This is a genomic window from Streptomyces sp. NPDC001532 (assembly GCF_040298625.1).
Lineage (GTDB): Bacteria > Actinomycetota > Actinomycetes > Streptomycetales > Streptomycetaceae > Streptomyces.
In genome coordinates this window covers 23,463-40,196 of the sequence record NZ_JBEPAL010000055.1, presented here as the reverse complement: position 1 = coordinate 40,196, position 16,734 = coordinate 23,463, and the positions used below count along the sequence as shown (strand labels likewise).

Genomic DNA, 16,734 nt, shown 5'->3' with positions numbered 1-16,734 from the left:
ACGTACGGGGTCGTGGCGGCCTGTGAGCGGTGGTGTCCGGTATGCGAGGAACGGGCGGTACGCCTACCGTGGCTCGCATGGGAGAAGCGGTGGAACTCGAGGCGGGCGGCCGGACCGTGCGGCTGTCCAACCCCGGCAAGATCTTCTTCCCCGAGCGCGGATTCACCAAGCTGGACCTCGCCCGCTACTACCAGGCCGTCGGCCCCGGCATCCTGCGCGCCCTGCGCGACCGTCCCACCACCCTGGAGCGCTACCCCGACGGAGTGACGGGCGAGTGGTTCTACCAGAAGCGGGCGCCCAAGAGCATGCCCGACTGGATCCCCACCGCCCACATCACCTTCCCCAGCGGCCGCAGCGCCGACGAGATGTGCCCCACCGAGGAGGCCGCCGTGCTGTGGGCCACCCAGTACGGCACCCTCACCTTCCACCCCTGGCCGGTCCGCCGTGACGACGTCGACCGCCCCGACGAACTGCGCATCGACCTCGACCCGCAGCCCGGCACCGACTACGACGACGCCGTCCGGGCCGCCCACGAACTGCGCGCCGTGCTCGACGAGTTCGGCGGACTGCGCGGCTTCCCCAAGACCTCCGGCGGGCGCGGACTGCATGTCTTCGTGCCGATCGAGCCGCGCTGGACCTTCACCCAGGTCCGCCGCGCCGCCATCGCCGTCGGGCGCGAGATGGAGCGCCGGATGCCCGACCAGGTGACCATCAAGTGGTGGAAGGAGGAGCGGGGGCAGCGGATCTTCCTGGACTACAACCAGACGGCCCGGGACCGGACCATCGCCTCCGCCTACTCCGTACGGCCCCGCCCGCACGCCCCCGTCTCCGCGCCGCTGCGCTGGGAGGAGGTCGGCGAGGCGCACCCCCGTGACTTCGACCTCGCGACCATGCCCGCGCGCTTCGCCGAGGTCGGCGACGTGCACGCGGACATGGACGAGCACCGCTACTCCCTGGAGGCCCTGCTGGAGCTGGCCGCCCGGGACGAGCGCGACCACAGGCTCGGCGACCTGCCGTACCCGCCGGACCACCCCAAGATGCCCGGGGAGCCCAAGCGGGTACAGCCCAGCCGCGCCCGCAAGGAGCGGCCTACAACTCCCTGATCCGGATGTCCCGGTACGACACCACGTCCGTGGTGCCGTGCACCTGGAGCCCGAGGTAGCCGGAGGCGAAGCGCCGCCCGTCGGTGCCCGGGTCGTCGGCGCGGGGCGGGGAGAAGTCCTGGCCGCCGAAGTTGTCGAACTCGTTGATCAGCACACCGTTGCGGTAGACCGAGTAGTGCTGGTCGACCACGCGGATCTCGTAGTCGTTCCAGGTGCCCTTCTGCGTCACGCCCGCGCCGGCCAGGCCGACCCGGTCGAAGCCGTAGACCGACCCCGTCTTGTACATGTCGCCGTCGGGCCGGTCGAACACCTGCACCTCGTGGCCGTACTTGATGGCGACCCACTCCGGGCGCGGCTCCTCGGGGTGGTCGTGGACCCACGGGAAGCGCACGAAGACACCGGAGTTGGCGTTGCCGGTGCCCGGAGCGTCGTCGCGCCACTGCAGGCGCAGCGAGAAGTCGCCGTACTTGCGCTGCGGGAACCACAGCATGCCGAGGCCCGCCTTTGTCGTGCCGCTGGTCATCGACCCGTCGGCGTTCAGGGTGAAGGAACCGCCGCCGACGTGCTGCCAGTCGGCGAAGGAGTCCGCGGTGCCGTCGAAGATCGTGCGGTAGCCCTCGGTCTGGCCGGGCCTGCCGATGCCGGACTGGCGGGCCGCCCGCTGGATCGCGGTGTACTCCCGCTGGTCGACCACCCCTTCGCGCAGCAGCCGGTCGAGGACCGTCTTCACATGCTTGAGGAACAGGGCCTGCGAGGACCACTCCTTCTCGTCCTCGATCAGCTCGTTGATCCGGCACCGGTTGTCGGTGACCCGGTTGGGGACGCCCGAGTCGACCGTTCCGACGATGACCGTGCGGCGTTCGTCGTACTCCGGGCAGCCGGGGGCCGGGACCTGGCCGGAGACCACGGTGAAGCTCACCGTGCGGGCGGGGGAGGTGTTGCCGGCCTTGTCGGTCGCGCGGTAGGCGACGGTGTGGGCACCGGCCCGGTCGACGATGAGCGGTGTGGTGTATGCGATGTACGGTCCACTGTCGAGCGAATACTCGATCCGGTCGACGCCCGACCCACCCGTGTCCGTCGCGCTCACGGTCACGGTGGCCCGGCTGACGTACGCGCCGTCGGAGTTGCGGCTGCCGTCCACGGTCACACCGGTCACCGGTGCGGTGGTGTCCTCGGGCGGCGCGGCGGCCACCGTGAACTCCACGCTCTTCTCGGCGGCCATGTTGCCCGCCTTGTCGGTCGCCCGGTAGCGGACGGTGTGGGTGCCGGCCTGGTGCACCATCACCGGCGCGGTGTACGGCTGCCAGGCACCGGCCGCGCCGATCGCGTACTCGATGGTGTTCACCCCGGACCCGGTGTCCGAGGCGGTGACGGTGACCGTGGCCATGTCGACGTAGGTGCCGTCCGGGTTGCGGTCGCCGCTGACGGTGGCCGAGGTCTCCGGCGCGGTGGTGTCGTCCGACGGCGGCGCGACGACCGTGAACTCGACGCTCCGCTCCGTCGAGACGTTGCCCGCCTTGTCGTAGGCGCGGTAGCGGATCGTGTGGGTGCCGACCTGGTCGACGACGACGGGGGCGGTGTACGGGAGCCAGTCACCGCTGTCGCCGACCGCGTACTGCACACGGTCGACACCGGAGCCGTCGTCCGTCGCCCGGACGGCGACGCTCGCCGAACCGACGTACTGCCCCTGTGCGTTCCGCGTCCCGGAGACCTCCGCCGACGCCTCCGGCGGTGTCGTGTCCTCGCCGCCGCCCTCGCTCACCACGAGGATGCCCTGCATGGCCCCGTGGCCGGGGATCGTGCAGTGGTAGAAGTAGCGGCCGGGGGAGAGGGTGACCTCGGCGGTGTGCCGGCCGGCCGTGTCGTCGTTGGGGCTCGCCAGGATGTTCAGCGGGACGTCGCCGTTGAACTCCGGGTCGCTGGTGGCGAAGGTCAGCGTGTGCGGCATGCCGGTGGTGTTGCCGGTGGCCGCGCTGTTCTCGAAGACGATCGTCGCCGGACCCGCCACCGCGGTCGTGGGCGCCGAGGTGTACTTGGTGATGTCGTCGCCGGCCGTCCAGGTCAGCACCTGGGCGGCGGCGGGAGCGGGCGGTTCGCTCTGTCCTGCGGCCACCGGGGCGGTCCGCACGCCGAGCAGCAGGAGCAGCCCCGCCAGCAGGACGGCGACGGCTCGCGGCCGGCGTTCCACGATCCTCACGACTGGGACCCCCTCGCGAGCCGGTCGGCGGCCGGCGTGGGACCGCCGCCGGTGTACGTCACCCGCCACAGGGCGGACTTGGCGTCCGAGGTGAAGAAACCGCGGCCGTAGTCGAGCAGGTACAGCGCACCGTCCGGACCGAACTTCCAGTCCATGAGGTTCTTGATGCCGTCGTTGCCGATCGGCACGATCCGCTTCAGCGACTCCGAGTGCACCGGCAGTCCGCCGTCGCCCTGCGTCAGCGGGTCCATCAGCACCGCGTTGCGTGGCTGGTCGGCGTCGTAGAAGTCACCGACGAACCACTTGCCGTCCCAGTACCGCGGCCACGCCACCGCACTGGTGGGCGAGTCGTCGTCGTGGCGGTAGACCGGCCCGTTCATCGCGGCCTGCCCGCCGCCCTTCAGCCAGGGCAGCGCGTACATGGCCTGCTCCTGCCGGTAGGACGGCACTCCGTTCGCGTCACGCGGGAAGTCGGGCCCGCCACCCTGCGGGGAGTACCAGATGTTGTTGCCGGTGACCGGCGGCAGGTCGACCAGCCCGTCGTTGTTCGGCGACTCGTTGCGCGGGTGGTCGCAGTCGTACCAGCCGAGCGGCTGCGTCGGATCCGGCAGGTTCCGGTCCCGGTACGGCTGCTTGTTGCCCATGCAGTACGGCCAGCCCCGGTTGCCCGCCTCGGTGATCACGGCGAACGTGTCGTACTTGGCCGGACCCCACACCGGCGACGGCGCCGAGGCGTCCGGGCCGACCCAGCCCGCGTACAGGACGTCGGTGCTCTTGTCGACGAAGATCCGCGCCGGGTTGCGCACCCCCATCACATAGATCTCGCCGCGGGTCTTGCCGCCGCCCTCGTCGGTCTCCCGGCCGGTGAAGAGGTTGCCGTCGGGGAGGGTGTAGGTCCCGTCGGGCTCCGGGTGGATGCGCAGGATCTTGCCGTTGAGGTTGTTGGTGTTGCCGGCGGTGCGGCGCGCGTCGGCGAAGGACACGCCCCGGAAGTTCGGCTGCGGGTTGTTGCCCGAGTAACCACCGCTGAAGCCGCTGGAGTTGTTGTCGCCGGTGGCGATGTACAGATTGCCCTGGGAGTCCCAGGCCATCCCGCCGCCGGCGTGGCAGCAGCTGTGGATCTGCACCGGCCACTTCAGCAGCACCTTCTCGCTGCCGAGGTCCAGCTTGTCCGTCGCGCGGTCGAGGGTGAAGCGGGAGACGCGCCGCTCGGCCGTTCTGGTCGCGCGGTCGATCCCCGAGTGCGGGGTGTAGTGCAGGTACACCCAGCCGTTCTCCGCGAAGCGCGGGTCCAGCTCGATGCCGAGCAGGCCCTCCTCGACCTTGACCAGCTCGTCGCCGCCGCCCTTGTTGCCGAAGACGGTCAGCTCGCCCGCCAGGGTCACCTGTCCGGTCCTCGGGTCGTAGACGTGGATCTGGCCCTTGCCCTTGCCGATGTCCGGGTCGTTCCAGTCGGTGACCACCGGCCGGGAGGAGTCGGCGCCGCCGCGGCCGATGTAGAACACCCGCCCGTCAGGGGCGGTGACCAGGCCGTGCGGCTCACCGATCTGGTCGTTCTGCCCGGGCTGGTTGGGCCGGGTCAGGCGCTCGGCCTTGTAGTTGCCGCTGATGGTGGCCTTGCAGTCGGCGCGCACCAGCCGCGTGGTCCACAGCAGGGCGCCGCGCAGATGGGCGCGGAAGTCGGTCTCGTCGTAGGACGACACGGTGCCGCCCATGCCGGTGTAGAAGGACCGGCCGCCGTCGTAGTCACGGCACCAGCTGACCGGATGGTCCCAGCCGTTGGCGCTCGCCCCCGGCTGGTAGGTCGACTCCCTCACACGGGCGACCGTATGCACATCGCCCGAGGGGTTCTTCACCCAGTTCAGCCACCGGTCGGGGCGCTTCCACCGCACCGGCAGATCCTTGGTGGCCGGATGCCCGCGGTCGCCGACCTCGACCGTCGCCCGCTGCACCGCGGTGGGGCTGGAGGCGGCCGGCCGGGCGCCGATGAGCCCGGTGAACCAGTCCGAGTACGGCTCCGCGCGGGCCGCGTCATGGATGCCGACGAAACCGCCGCCGGCCTCCAGGTAGGTCTCCAGGCCCGCTTCCTGCTCCGGGTCGAGGACGTCACCGCCGCCGGTGAGGAACACGACGGCGTTGAACCGCCCGAGCCTCCTCCCGTCGGTGAAGACCGAGGCGTCGTCGGTGGCCGTGACCGTGAAACGCTGGTCGGCCGGACCTGACAGCCCGATCCGCTCGATCGCCTCGATCCCGGCGTTCACGAGCGGGGACTCGTCCCCGGCCGCCGCGGATCCGTAGAAGATCAGCACGCGTACATTCGCGCCGCCCGGCGGCGACTTGACGGACATCGTTGTCAGCGACGGTTCCGGCGCCGGCCGCGCACTCGCGGCGGAGCCGGAGAGCAGACCGGCGGTGACGAAACCGGCGGTCAGGACGGCCGTCACGGCCCGCCTGCCGGTCGTCGACCGTCGTAAGAACCTGGGTCGTTGGTGCGACGTGGACCGCACGTGGTCACCCACCCCTCCTCGGTCACAGCAACAGCGCCAAGGAAGCTAGACCTCTTTGCTCGGTTCGCCAATAGGTATGACCGGGATCGAACGAACTTTGTCCTGGGTGTGGATAAACACCGGAACCCCCGCTACCGTCTCGAATTCCGTACCGGAGTGGGGAGTTCGGCATGGACAGACGTGGCTTCAACCGGCGGATCCTCCTGGGCGGCGCGGCCGTCGCGACATCGTTGTCGTTGGCCTCCGAGGCCACCGGCGCGAGTGAGCCGGCGAGAACGGCCCCGGCCGGCGGCCAGGTGAGACGCATCCGGCTCTACGCCGAGAGGCTCGCCGACGGGCAGATGGGCTACGGCTTCGAGAAGGGCGGCGCGACGATCCCCGGGCCGCTGATCGAGCTCAACGAGGGCGACACCCTGCACATCGACTTCGAGAACACCATGGACGTGCCGGTGAGCCTGCACGCGCACGGCCTGGACTACGAGATCTCCAGCGACGGCACCAGGATGAACAAGAGCGACGTCGAACCCGGCGGCACCCGCACCTACACCTGGCGCACCCACGCCCCCGGCCGCCGCAAGGACGGCACCTGGCGGGCGGGCAGCGCGGGCTACTGGCACTACCACGACCATGTCGTCGGCACCGAGCACGGCACCGGCGGCATCCGCAAAGGCCTCTACGGGCCGGTGATCGTGCGCAGACAGGGCGACATCCTCCCGGACGCCACCCACACCATCGTCTTCAACGACATGCTGATCAACAACAAGCCGGCGCACAGCGGCCCGAACTTCGAGGCCACGGTGGGCGACCGCGTCGAGTTCGTGATGATCACGCACGGCGAGTACTACCACACCTTCCATATGCACGGGCATCGCTGGGCCGACAACCGCACCGGCATGCTGACCGGCCCCGACGACCCCAGCCAGGTCATCGACAACAAGATCGTCGGCCCGGCGGACTCCTTCGGCTTCCAGGTGATCGCGGGTGAGGGCGTCGGCGCCGGGGCCTGGATGTACCACTGCCATGTGCAGAGCCACTCCGACATGGGGATGGTGGGGCTGTTCCTGGTGAAGAAGGCGGACGGGACGATCCCGGGGTACGAGCCGCACGAGCCGCACACGACGTCGCGGGAACAGTCGTCCGCGTCCGGGGAGCCCCGCCAAGGCATGTCCCACTCCGGTATGTCCCACTCCGGGCACGAGCACTGACGCCGGTCACCGCACCGGACGTTGCGCCGGTCATCGCGCCGGACCTTGCGTCGGACGTTGCGCCGGTCATCGGGCCGGACGTTTTGCGCCGGTCATCGCGTCGGTCGGGAGGCCGGTCACGTCAGCCGATGTCCAGGACGCACCACTCGGTGGCCGGTTCCTCCTGGACGTAGAGGCGCGGTCCGCGTGAGACCACCCGGCGGCGGCCCAGCGGGTCGCCGTCCGGGCGGACCAGCCGGCTCTCGGCCAGCGGTTCCACGGCCGTGTCGGTGAGACGGGAGTCGACCAGGCGGTCGCGCTGCTCGCCGCGACGGCCGAACAGCACCACGCGTTCGGCGTGCACGGCGAACCCGACGACCGACCTTATGGGGTTCTCCCGCACCCGGACCCTGTGGTCGGCGCCGATCTCCAGCAGCGGGAAACGGGTGTACGGGCAGACCCAGGCGGTCCGCCCGGACACGTTCAGCGCGTAGCAGTCGGAGATCGCGTCCGCGCCGTCGGCGGGCCGGTACTCCCAGACGCTCTCGCCCGTGGCCGTCCAGTGCCGTACGCCGGGCGCGCTCAGCGGATCGCCGAAGACGCCCTCGTCGAAGTAGCCGACCCACAGGTCGCCCGCCCCGTCGGTGAGGAAGTGCTCGATGGCGTCGCCGACCCGGAACGTCCACGAGGGCCGGCCCAGCGCGTCGAACACCTGCACCTGCTGGTCGCCCCCGCGGGACCGCGCGTCCGCCACGGCGAAGCCGCCGTCCGGGAGAGCGGCGAGGTGGGGGAAGCGAGCGGTGACGGTACTCAACCGCGTCTCCCGGGGCTGCCCGTTCCCGACGGTGACCACCACGGCGTCGTAGGGATCGGCCGGGGCGCCCCGTGGTCTCCGCCGTCCGACGAGCCAGTGCGCGAGACCGTCCGCGTCCACCGTGCTGTGCAGCACGTCCCGGTCCCGGTAGGCGCGCGGCAGTCGTGCGTACGGTGCGAGCCGCGTCTCGGCGGGCCTACTCGGCATGGGCCTTTCTCTTCGTCATGCCGTGATCATCACCGGGTGCTGCCGTGGAGGCAATGGGTTTACGTGCGCGTCGGAGGTGCCCGTCGGGGGGTGTGCGTCGGCCGTGCCCGTCGGGGGTGCCGGTCGGTCGTGGCGGCGGGGGTGCCCGTCGGTTGTGCCTGCCGGCGGTGCTGGTCGGTCGTGGCTGTCGGGGGGCGCGTCGGGGGTGCTCGTCGGCAGTGCCGGTCGGTCGTGGCCGTCGGGGGGGGGGAGGAGGAGGAGGAGGAGGAGGGCGCGTCGGCCGTGCCCGCAGGCCGTGCTCGCCGATCGCAGCCGCCTCCGTGCCGGCCGGCCGTGGCCGCCGATCGCAGCCGCCGCAGTGCCGTAGACCATGCTCATCGACCGCGCCCGGTCGGCCCCGGTGGCCCGCGGCTATCCTGATCGGCAACCGCCCAGGAGGAGTCGTTCAGTGACCGAGGCAGCGTCCCGTCCCACGTTGGAGGCCGTGGCCGCGCGGGCGGGAGTGTCGCGGGCCACCGTCTCCCGGGTCGTCAACGGCGGGGACGGAGTGCGCGAACCCCTCGTCGAACGGGTCCGGCGGGCGGTCGAGGAACTGGGCTACGTCCCCAACCAGGCGGCCCGCAGCCTGGTGACCAGACGGCACGACGCGGTCGCCGTCGTCATCGCCGAACCGGAGGCCCGGGTCTTCGCCGACCCCTTCTTCGCGCTGCAACTGCGCGGCATCAGCAAGGAGTTGACGGCCCACGACAACCAGCTGGTGCTGCTGCTGACCGAGGGCCGCGACGACCACTCCCGCGTCGGCCGCTATCTCGCGGGCGGCCATGTCGACGGCGCCCTGGTGTTCTCCCTGCACCTCGACGACCCGCTGCCCGAGCTGATCCAGGGTGCCGGAGTACCGACCGTGTTCGGCGGGCGGCCCGGCTGGAGCGATGCCACGAAGCGGGCCGTGTACGTCGACAGCGACAACCGCGGCGGCGCCCGCGACGCCGTGCGCCACCTCGCCGGCCTCGGCCGTGGTCGTATCGCGCACATCACCGGGCCCCTCGACCAGACGTCGGCGGCGGACCGGCTGGACGGCTACCGGGACGTGGTGCCTGACGCCGATCCCCGGCTGATCGTCGAGAGCGACTTCACGCCGGCCGGCGGAGAGCGGGCCATGCGTGAACTCCTCGACCGCGTGCCCGATCTGGACGCGGTGTTCGCCGCGAACGACCTCACCGCGGCGGGCGCGCTGCGGGTCCTGCGGGAGCGGGGCCGCCGGGTGCCCGAGGACGTCGCCGTGATCGGCTTCGACGACATGCTGCCCGTGGCCGAGCAGACCGACCCGCCGCTGACGACGGTCCGTCAGGACATAGAGGAGATGGGCCGGTTGATGGCCCGCCTGTTGCTGCGCCGCCTCGACCGCCGCACCCCGGACGACGACAGCGCACCGGACCCCTCGACGGGCGTGGTACTGCCCACCACGCTGGTGCGGCGCGCCTCGGCGTGAGGCATGGCGCCGCGTGACGCAGGGCGCCGCGAGGCCCACGGCCCCGCCCGCTAACGGCGGCGCGCGGCCCACGGCCCCGCGTGATACGCGGTGCGCGTGGCCGGCGGCGCCGGCCTGATGCAGGGTGCCGCGTGACGCACAGCCCCGCGCGACCCGCAGCCCCCCGTTGCCCTGCCCGCGCCGCGTGACACTGCACGCCCGCCCAAGCCCCCGCCCCGCCTGACGCTCCGCCCCCGCCCAAGCCCCCACCCCGCCTGACACTCCGCGCCCGCCCGCCCGGCTCACCGGGCAGGCCCCGTTCACTGCTCCGACGGCAGGCTCTTGATCACCGCGAAGCGGGCGCCGTACGGATCGGCGAGCTTGGCGATGCGGCCCACGTCCTGGACGTCGGTGGCCGGCATCCGGACCGTGCCGCCCAGTTCCTCGGTCCGGGCGGCCGTGGTGTCGGCGTCGGCCACCTCGAAGTACGGGAGCCAGTAAGGGCCGGCCTCCGTCGGGTCGTCGATCAGCGGCACGATCCCGCCGAACATGGAGTCCTCGCCGCCGCCCGAGGGGTTCAGCGCGGTGTAGACGCCGCCGGGGAATTCGGTGCCGGAGGTCTCCAGGCCCAGCACCGCGTGGTAGAACGCGGCGGCCGCCGGCAGATCCGGGGTGTACAGCTCGACCCAGCACAGCGAGCCGGGCTCGCCCGCCACGTCGATGCCCTCCGTCCGCCCCGGCTGCCAGAGGCCGAACGGCACGCCCGCCTTGTCGGACAGGATCGCCATCTTGCCCTCGCCCATCACGTCCATGGGCCGCAGGAGCACCCCGCCGTGCGCCATCTCGGCCGCCTCCGTGGTGGCCTCCGCGTTCGAGCTGCGGAAGTACACCGTCCAGGCCGGCGGGCCCTGCTCCGGGGTGGTCCGCATCCCGCCGGCCGCGGTTCTGCCGTCCAGCTGGAAGAAGCCGTAACCTCCGGCCTCCGGCCCCGCCGACGCGAAGCGCCAGCCGAAGAGCGCGCCGTAGAAGGCGATCGCGCCCTCCATGTCGGGTGCGCCGACGTCGAGCCAGTTGGGAGCGCCGTCGACGAAACGAGTGGTGAGCATCTTCGCCCTCCTCGGAAGGGGCCAGTTGCCTCTTCTGCCGAGTCTCGCACCGCCCACTGACAACCGCCGCCGAAACCACCGCGCCGGTCACTCTCGGTCGCCGCAACGGTTCTCCCGGTTGCCGGACCGTTCCGCGCGCCGCCGTGCGCCGGGGCGGGCGGGCACGGCATCATCGGGGCGGCCCGGGGCCTGGAACGCCGCGTTGATCCGGCGTTGATCGAACGTTTTTCGCCGTCCGGCACGCTCATGGCCATGCACTTCGACACGATCACCCCGGCCTCTCCCACCTGGCAGTCGCAGGCCCTGTGCGCGCAGACCGGGGCGGACTTCTTCTTTCCCGAGCCCGGCAGCTCGGTGCGTGAGGCGAAGCGCATCTGCGGGATGTGCGACATGCGTGCCGCCTGCCTCGACTACGCCCTCGCCAACGACGAACGCTTCGGCGTCTGGGGCGGCCTGTCCGAGAAGGAACGCCTCCACCTGCGCCGCACCTCCTCCTGACCCCTCGCCGCCGCACCCGGTTAGGATCCTCGGGCGCCGCCCGGGACCTCCGGACGGGGCGGGGCCCTGGGGAGCAGCGGCGGACTCGCCGCCTTCCCGAGGCGGTCACGCCGGTCCGCACCCGGCCGGGGCCCGAACGGATCCGGGGGGTGGGGCGGATGACGGACGCGGTCACGGAGGAGGAGCTGGCGGCTTTCCACCGGGTGGTGGGCAAGCTGCGGGCCCTGCCCGTGGACGATCCCGTACGGCTGCGCACCGAGCAGGTCGCCGCCTCCTACGCCCGGGACGGCCGGCTGCGGCGCCGCAAGGCCCGCGATGCCGAGGCCTCCGCCGCCGACGCCTCGGTGATGGCCGCGACCGCGACCGGCGCCCTGGACCGGCGCGAGGACGCGCCGCTGGCCGCCCGGGACGCGCCCGGCTCCGGGGGCGTCCTCGCCAGGCCGCGCGGCTGCTACGTCTGCAAGGCGCCCTACCGTGAGGTCGGCTCCTTCTACCACCGGCTGTGTCCGCGCTGTGCCGCCGACAACACCGCCCGCCGTGCCCTGGCCACCGACCTCCGAGGCCGCCGGGCCCTGCTGACCGGCGGCCGGGTGAAGATCGGCTTCCAGCTGGCGCTGATGATGCTGCGGGACGGCGCGGAGGTCCTCGTCACCTCCCGTTTCCCGCACGACGTGCGGCGCTTCCGGGCCGCGCCGGGCAGCGGACGGTGGCTGGACCGGCTCACCGTCCTCGCCGTGGACCTGCGCGACCCCCGCCAGGTGCTGGGCCTGTGCGAGGAGTTGCGGCAGGAGGGCCGGCCACTGGACATCCTCGTCAACAACGCAGCGCAGACCGTGCGGCGCCCGCCGGAGTCGTACGCGCTGCTGGCCGCCGGTGAGCGCGACGCACTGCCCGAAGGCGCCCGGCCCGCGCCGGGGTTCACGCCGATGCGGATGATCGAGGGCGGCGCCGCGGCCCTGCCGGTGGTGCTGCGGGAGGCCGACGAGGCCGGACTGCTGCCCGACCCGGCCCCGGAGAACTCCTGGTCGGCGCGGCTCGGCGCGCTCGACCCGGCCGAGGTCCTGGAGGCCCAGCTCGTCAACGCCCTCGCCCCGGCGCTGCTCTGCGACCGCCTGCTGCCGCTGCTGCTCGCCTCCGCGCATCCGCGCCGCTACGTCGTCAACGTGACCGCCGTCGAGGGCCGGTTCGCGGTGCGGAACAAGACGGCGGGGCATCCGCACACCAACATGGCCAAGGCCGCGCTGAACATGCTCACCCGCACCAGCGCCGCCGAACTCGCCGGTCACGGCGTGCACATGTGCGCCGTCGACACCGGCTGGATCACCGACGAGAACCCGGCCCCGAAGAAGGCCCGCATGGCCGGCGCCGGGTTCCGCACCCCGCTCGACGTGGTGGACGGCGCGGCCCGCGTCTACGACCCGATCGTCCGCGGCGAGGCCGGCGACCCGGTGTCCGGGGTGTTCCTGAAGGACTACCGCGAGGCCGCGTGGTGAGCGGCGGCCGGCGCTCGGGCGTCGCCCCGCCTCCTCCCGGTGCCGCTGTGGGTCCGGGAGGGGGCGGGGGCGGCTGTCAGGCTCCCGCGCGGGCGGCCATCCGGGCCTTGCGGGCCGCGAGCTTCTCGTCGAACTTCGCGGCCTCGGCGTCGAGGCCGCCCATGTACAGGCCCAGTTCCTCCTGCGCCTGCATGCCCTCCGGGCCGAGGCCGTCGATCTCCATGATCTTCAGGAAGCGCAGCACGGGCTGGAGGACGTCGTCGTGGTGGATGCGCAGGTTGTAGACCTCGCCGATCGCCATCTGCGCGGCGGCCCGCTCGAAGCCGGGGATGCCGTGGCCCGGCATGCGGAAGTTCACCACGACGTCGCGGACCGCCATCATGGTGAGGTCGGGGGCGAGTTCGAAGGCCGCCTTGAGCAGGTTCCGGTAGAAGACCATGTGCAGGTTCTCGTCGGTCGCGATGCGCGCCAGCATGCGGTCGCAGACCGGGTCACCGGACTGGTGACCGGTGTTGCGGTGCGAGATGCGGGTGGCGAGCTCCTGGAAGGCGACGTACGCGACCGAGTGCAGCATCGAGTGCCGGTTGTCGGACTCGAAGCCCTCGCTCATGTGGGACATGCGGAACTGCTCCAGCTTGTCCGGGTCCACCGCGCGCGAGGTGAGCAGGTAGTCGCGCATCACGATGCCGTGCCGGCCCTCCTCCGCCGTCCAGCGGTGCACCCAGGTGCCCCAGGCGCCGTCACGGCCGAAGAGGCTCGCGATCTCGTGGTGGTAGCTGGGCAGGTTGTCCTCGGTCAGCAGGTTCACCACCAGCGCGATCCGGCCGATCTCGGTGACCTTGGAGTGCTCCTTCTCCCAGGCCTCGCCGTCCTCGAAGAAACCGGGGAAGTTGCGGCCGTCGCTCCACGGCACGTACTCGTGCGGCATCCAGTCCTTGGCGACCGCCAGATGCCGGTTCAGTTCCTTCTCGACCACTTCCTCCAAGGCGTACAGCAGCCGTGCGTCGGTCCAGACGGAAGAGCTGCCGAGGTGGGAAGAGGTGATCGTCACGGGTACTCCAGGGGGACGGGCTTCGACGTACGGGTGCCCCGGCGGGCGGCGCCGGAACCTACGGGATCGTAGGCTACGAACCCGTAGGTTACGAAGCCGTAGGTTAAGTTCACCGTAAAGATCGCTGATCAGGCACTCTTCCCCGGGTGTCCCCGGTGTGCCGCGCGGCCCCGGGACTCGCAGGTCCCGAGGCCGAACCGGTGACGGGCACGCCCGTCAGGCGTACAGCTCCCGCAGCCGCACCGAGAGACATGTCACACAGCCTTCCAGCTTCTCGAACTCCCCGATGTCCACCAGGACCGGCTCGTAACCGAGGTCGGCGAACAGCTCCGCGGTCTTCGGCGCACTCGCCGCCATGAGCAGCTTGTACCCGCCGAGCAGCACCACATGTGCCCCGGACTCCTCCGGCACGTGCAGGAAGCGCCCGAACAGCGACGGCGCGTCCATCAACGGGATGCGCCCGATCACCGTCCCGTCGGGCAGCGCGGTGACCGCCGACTTCAGATGCAGCACCTTGCTCACCGGGACGGCCACCACACGCGCGCCCAGCGGCTCGAAGGCCGCCCGCAACTGCTGCACGCCGGCCGCGTTGGTACGGCCGCCGCGGCCCACGTAGATCGTGTCGCCGATCTTCAGGACGTCACCGCCGTCCAGCGTGCCCGGCTCCCAGATCCAGTTCACCGAGCAGCCGAGGCTCGCGACGACCTCCTCCACGCCGGCGGTCTCGGGGCGGCGCGAGTCGGCGCCGGGGCGGGTGATGAGGGCGACGTTCCGGTACATGACCACGGTGTCCTCGACGAACACCGAGTCCGGGCAGTCGTCGGCCGGGTCGACCTCGACGGTCTCCCAGCCGTGGGTGCGCAGCGCCTCGGCGTACGCCTCCCACTGCTCGACCGCGCGGTCGAGGTCGACCTCCGTCCGTGCGACGTGCGTGACGAGGCCTTCGGCCAGGCGAGGGCTCGGGCGGCGGATGAGGGCCTTCTTGCTGGGCACGAGGGTCTCCGAATCGGATGGGTGTTCCTGGTCGTGGCCGCGACCTGTCGAGGGGCCGGCGCACATCACGCAGACCATTGTCGACATGTCGCGCCGACCCATTGTCGACAAGGACGGCCCGGCGTGGCGGGTACGACCGCGCCGGGCACGGGATCACCGCCGGACCGTCACATCGCCGGACCGCCACCCCGCCGCCCGCGCCGTCAGGCGGGGTCCCCGACGGCCTCCGGCGTGGTCTCCGTGAGCTCCCCGTCCAGCCGCAGCCAGCGGGTGATGCCGATGGACTCCAGGAACGGCAGGTCGTGACTGGCCACGATCAACGCCCCCTCGTACGACTCCAGGGCCGTGGTGAGCTGCCGCACGCTCGCCATGTCCAGGTTGTTCGTCGGCTCGTCCAGCATCAGCAGCTGCGGGGCCGGCTCGGCCAGCATCAGCGCGGCCAGCGCCGCCCGGAACCGCTCGCCGCCGGACAGGGTGTCCGCCTTCTGGTCGGCCCGCGCGCCCCGGAACAGGAAGCGGGCCAGCCGCGCCCGGATCCGGTTGTTGCCGGCGCCCGGCGCGAACCGGGCCACGTTCTCGGCGACGGTCAGCTCGCCGTCGAGGACGTCGAGGCGCTGCGGCAGGAACCGCAGCGGCACATGGGCCGTCGCCTCGCCCGCCACCGGCGCCAGTTCCCCGGCGACGGTGCGCAGCAGCGTCGTCTTGCCCGCGCCGTTGCGCCCGATCAGCGCGATCCGCTCCGGCCCGTGCAGATCGAGACCGCCCGCCACCCGCGCGCCGTACGCCAGTTCCAGCTCCCGCAGGGTCAGCACGGCGCGGCCCGGCGGCACGGCCGTGAACGGCAGGTCGACGCGGATCTCGTCGTCGTCCCGGACCGCCTCCACCGCCTCGTCGAGCCGTTCCCTGGCCTCCGCCAGCTTCTCCTCGTGCATGATGCGGTGCTTGCCGGCGGACTCCTGCGCGGAGCGTTTGCGCGCCCCCATGACGATCTTCGGCTCGCGTTTGCTGTCCCACATCTTCTGGCCGTACCGCTTGCGGCGGGCCAGCTTCATATGGGCGTCGGCCAGTTCCCGCTTCTGCTTGCGGAAGTCGGCCTCGGCGACCCGCACCATTCGCTCGGCCGCCTCCTGTTCGACGGCGAGCGCCTCCTCGTAGGCGGACAGGTTCCCGCCGTACCAGGTGATCTCCCCGGAGCGCAGATCGGCGATCTGGTCGACGCGTTCGAGGAGTTCGCGGTCGTGGCTGACCACGACCATGACACCCGGCCAGGGGTCCACGGCCGCGTACAGCCGCCGGCGGGCGAACAGGTCGAGGTTGTTGGTCGGCTCGTCCAGCAGCAGCACGTCCGGGCGGGCGAGCAGCAGCGCGGCCAGCCGCAGCAGCACCGACTCGCCGCCGGAGACCTCGCCGATGGTGCGGTCCAGGCCGATGTGGCCGAGGCCGAGCTCGCCGAGGGTCGCGAGCGCGCGCTCCTCCACGTCCCAGTCGTCGCCGAGCGTCTCGAAGTGCGCCTCGGAGGCGTCACCGGCCTCGATGGCGTGCAGCGCGGCCCGGCGGCCGGCGATGCCCAGCGCCTCGTCGACCCGCAGGGCGGTGTCGAGGGTGACGTTCTGCGGCAGGTAGCCGACCTCGCCCGCCACCCGCACGGTGCCGTCGGCGGGGGCGAGTTCAGCGGCGATCAGCTTCAGCAGGGTCGACTTCCCGGAGCCGTTGACGCCCACGAGCCCGGTGCGGCCGGGGCCGAAGGCGGCGTCGAGGCCCTCGAAGACCGAGGTGCCGTCGGGCCAGGTGAAGGACAGGGAGGTGCAGGTGATCGAAGTATGCATACGGGCCTCGCGGTTGCGTGATGCGGTCAGGGCAACGCGTGTCGAGACACCGAAGGGCGGCGACCAGCACGGAATCGGCGAGGGCACGGGAAAAGCCCTGTTCCGCAGGGACGGCTCGAATGCCGAGGTCGCACGCAGCGCACACACGGGTGGTGTGTGACGTGGTGTCTCAGGACCTCAGACGAGCAACGTCCTTCTCCAATCGGCGGCAACAGGACCGCCATCGACGGTACGAGGGGCCGTGAAGGGTGTCAACGCAATTACCGCGCGAGGCACGCCACGTCCCG

12 protein-coding genes are annotated in these 16,734 nt (G+C 71.9%); 5 read left to right on the top strand and 7 right to left on the bottom strand.

Features of this window, described 5'->3' with window-relative positions:
• Window positions 1–77 precede the first annotated feature (77 nt).
• On the top strand, window positions 78–1,103 hold the full coding sequence (gene ligD / locus ABT232_RS34075) for a non-homologous end-joining DNA ligase (protein ID WP_351847507.1): 1,026 nt from the start codon (window positions 78–80) through the stop codon (window positions 1,101–1,103).
• Here the strand turns inward: ligD and ABT232_RS34070 are convergent.
• On the bottom strand, window positions 1,090–3,300 hold the full coding sequence (locus tag ABT232_RS34070; RefSeq protein ID WP_351847504.1) for an OmpL47-type beta-barrel domain-containing protein: 2,211 nt from the start codon (window positions 3,298–3,300) through the stop codon (window positions 1,090–1,092). The genes ligD and ABT232_RS34070 overlap by 14 nt on opposite strands.
• Window positions 3,297–5,744: a ThuA domain-containing protein gene (locus ABT232_RS34065; RefSeq protein WP_450871808.1), complete on the bottom strand. Its 2,448-nt coding sequence runs from the start codon at window positions 5,742–5,744 to the stop codon at window positions 3,297–3,299. The genes ABT232_RS34070 and ABT232_RS34065 overlap by 4 nt, the downstream gene beginning before the upstream one ends.
• A gap of 233 nt (window positions 5,745–5,977) precedes the next feature.
• On the opposite strand from ABT232_RS34065, the gene ABT232_RS34060 reads away from it, so the two are divergent.
• Window positions 5,978–7,012 (top strand): multicopper oxidase domain-containing protein, encoded by a 1,035-nt coding sequence (locus ABT232_RS34060; protein ID WP_351847501.1) that lies wholly within the window; start codon window positions 5,978–5,980, stop codon window positions 7,010–7,012.
• A 121-nt stretch (window positions 7,013–7,133) separates the two neighbouring features.
• Here the strand turns inward: ABT232_RS34060 and ABT232_RS34055 are convergent, their stop codons facing one another.
• On the bottom strand, window positions 7,134–8,012 hold the full coding sequence (locus tag ABT232_RS34055; RefSeq protein ID WP_351847498.1) for a hypothetical protein: 879 nt from the start codon (window positions 8,010–8,012) through the stop codon (window positions 7,134–7,136).
• 448 nt (window positions 8,013–8,460) lie between these two features.
• Between ABT232_RS34055 and ABT232_RS34050 the strand changes: the two genes are divergently transcribed.
• Window positions 8,461–9,501: a LacI family DNA-binding transcriptional regulator gene (locus ABT232_RS34050; protein ID WP_351847495.1), complete on the top strand. Its 1,041-nt coding sequence runs from the start codon at window positions 8,461–8,463 to the stop codon at window positions 9,499–9,501.
• 299 nt (window positions 9,502–9,800) lie between these two features.
• Here ABT232_RS34050 and ABT232_RS34045 read toward each other — a convergent pair whose 3' ends face one another.
• The gene (locus ABT232_RS34045) at window positions 9,801–10,586 is read right to left on the bottom strand and encodes a VOC family protein (RefSeq protein WP_351847493.1); all 786 of its coding nucleotides are present in this window, start codon (window positions 10,584–10,586) and stop codon (window positions 9,801–9,803) included.
• A gap of 252 nt (window positions 10,587–10,838) precedes the next feature.
• Here ABT232_RS34045 and ABT232_RS34040 point away from each other — a divergent pair, with 252 nt between their 5' ends.
• Together ABT232_RS34040 and ABT232_RS34035 are read left to right on the top strand one after the other, a co-directional pair.
• Window positions 10,839–11,084 carry a WhiB family transcriptional regulator gene (locus ABT232_RS34040; RefSeq protein WP_351847491.1) on the top strand — a complete coding sequence of 82 codons (246 nt, stop codon included), beginning with the start codon at window positions 10,839–10,841 and terminating at the stop codon, window positions 11,082–11,084.
• A gap of 158 nt (window positions 11,085–11,242) precedes the next feature.
• Complete coding sequence (locus ABT232_RS34035) at window positions 11,243–12,577, top strand: SDR family NAD(P)-dependent oxidoreductase (RefSeq protein WP_351847489.1); 1,335 nt, start codon at window positions 11,243–11,245, stop codon at window positions 12,575–12,577.
• Between the two features lie 76 nt (window positions 12,578–12,653).
• On the opposite strand, the gene ABT232_RS34030 is transcribed toward ABT232_RS34035, so the two are convergent.
• The 3 genes from ABT232_RS34030 to ABT232_RS34020 form a co-directional block, all read right to left on the bottom strand.
• Window positions 12,654–13,628 carry an acyl-ACP desaturase gene (locus ABT232_RS34030; RefSeq protein ID WP_351847486.1) on the bottom strand — a complete coding sequence of 325 codons (975 nt, stop codon included), beginning with the start codon at window positions 13,626–13,628 and terminating at the stop codon, window positions 12,654–12,656.
• 216 nt (window positions 13,629–13,844) lie between these two features.
• Window positions 13,845–14,621, bottom strand: coding sequence for a dimethylargininase (ddaH, locus tag ABT232_RS34025; RefSeq protein WP_351847483.1), 777 nt, complete (start codon window positions 14,619–14,621; stop codon window positions 13,845–13,847).
• Window positions 14,622–14,824: 203 nt separating this feature from the next.
• Complete coding sequence (locus ABT232_RS34020) at window positions 14,825–16,447, bottom strand: ABC-F family ATP-binding cassette domain-containing protein (RefSeq protein ID WP_351847481.1); 1,623 nt, start codon at window positions 16,445–16,447, stop codon at window positions 14,825–14,827.
• Window positions 16,448–16,734: the final 287 nt, after the last annotated feature.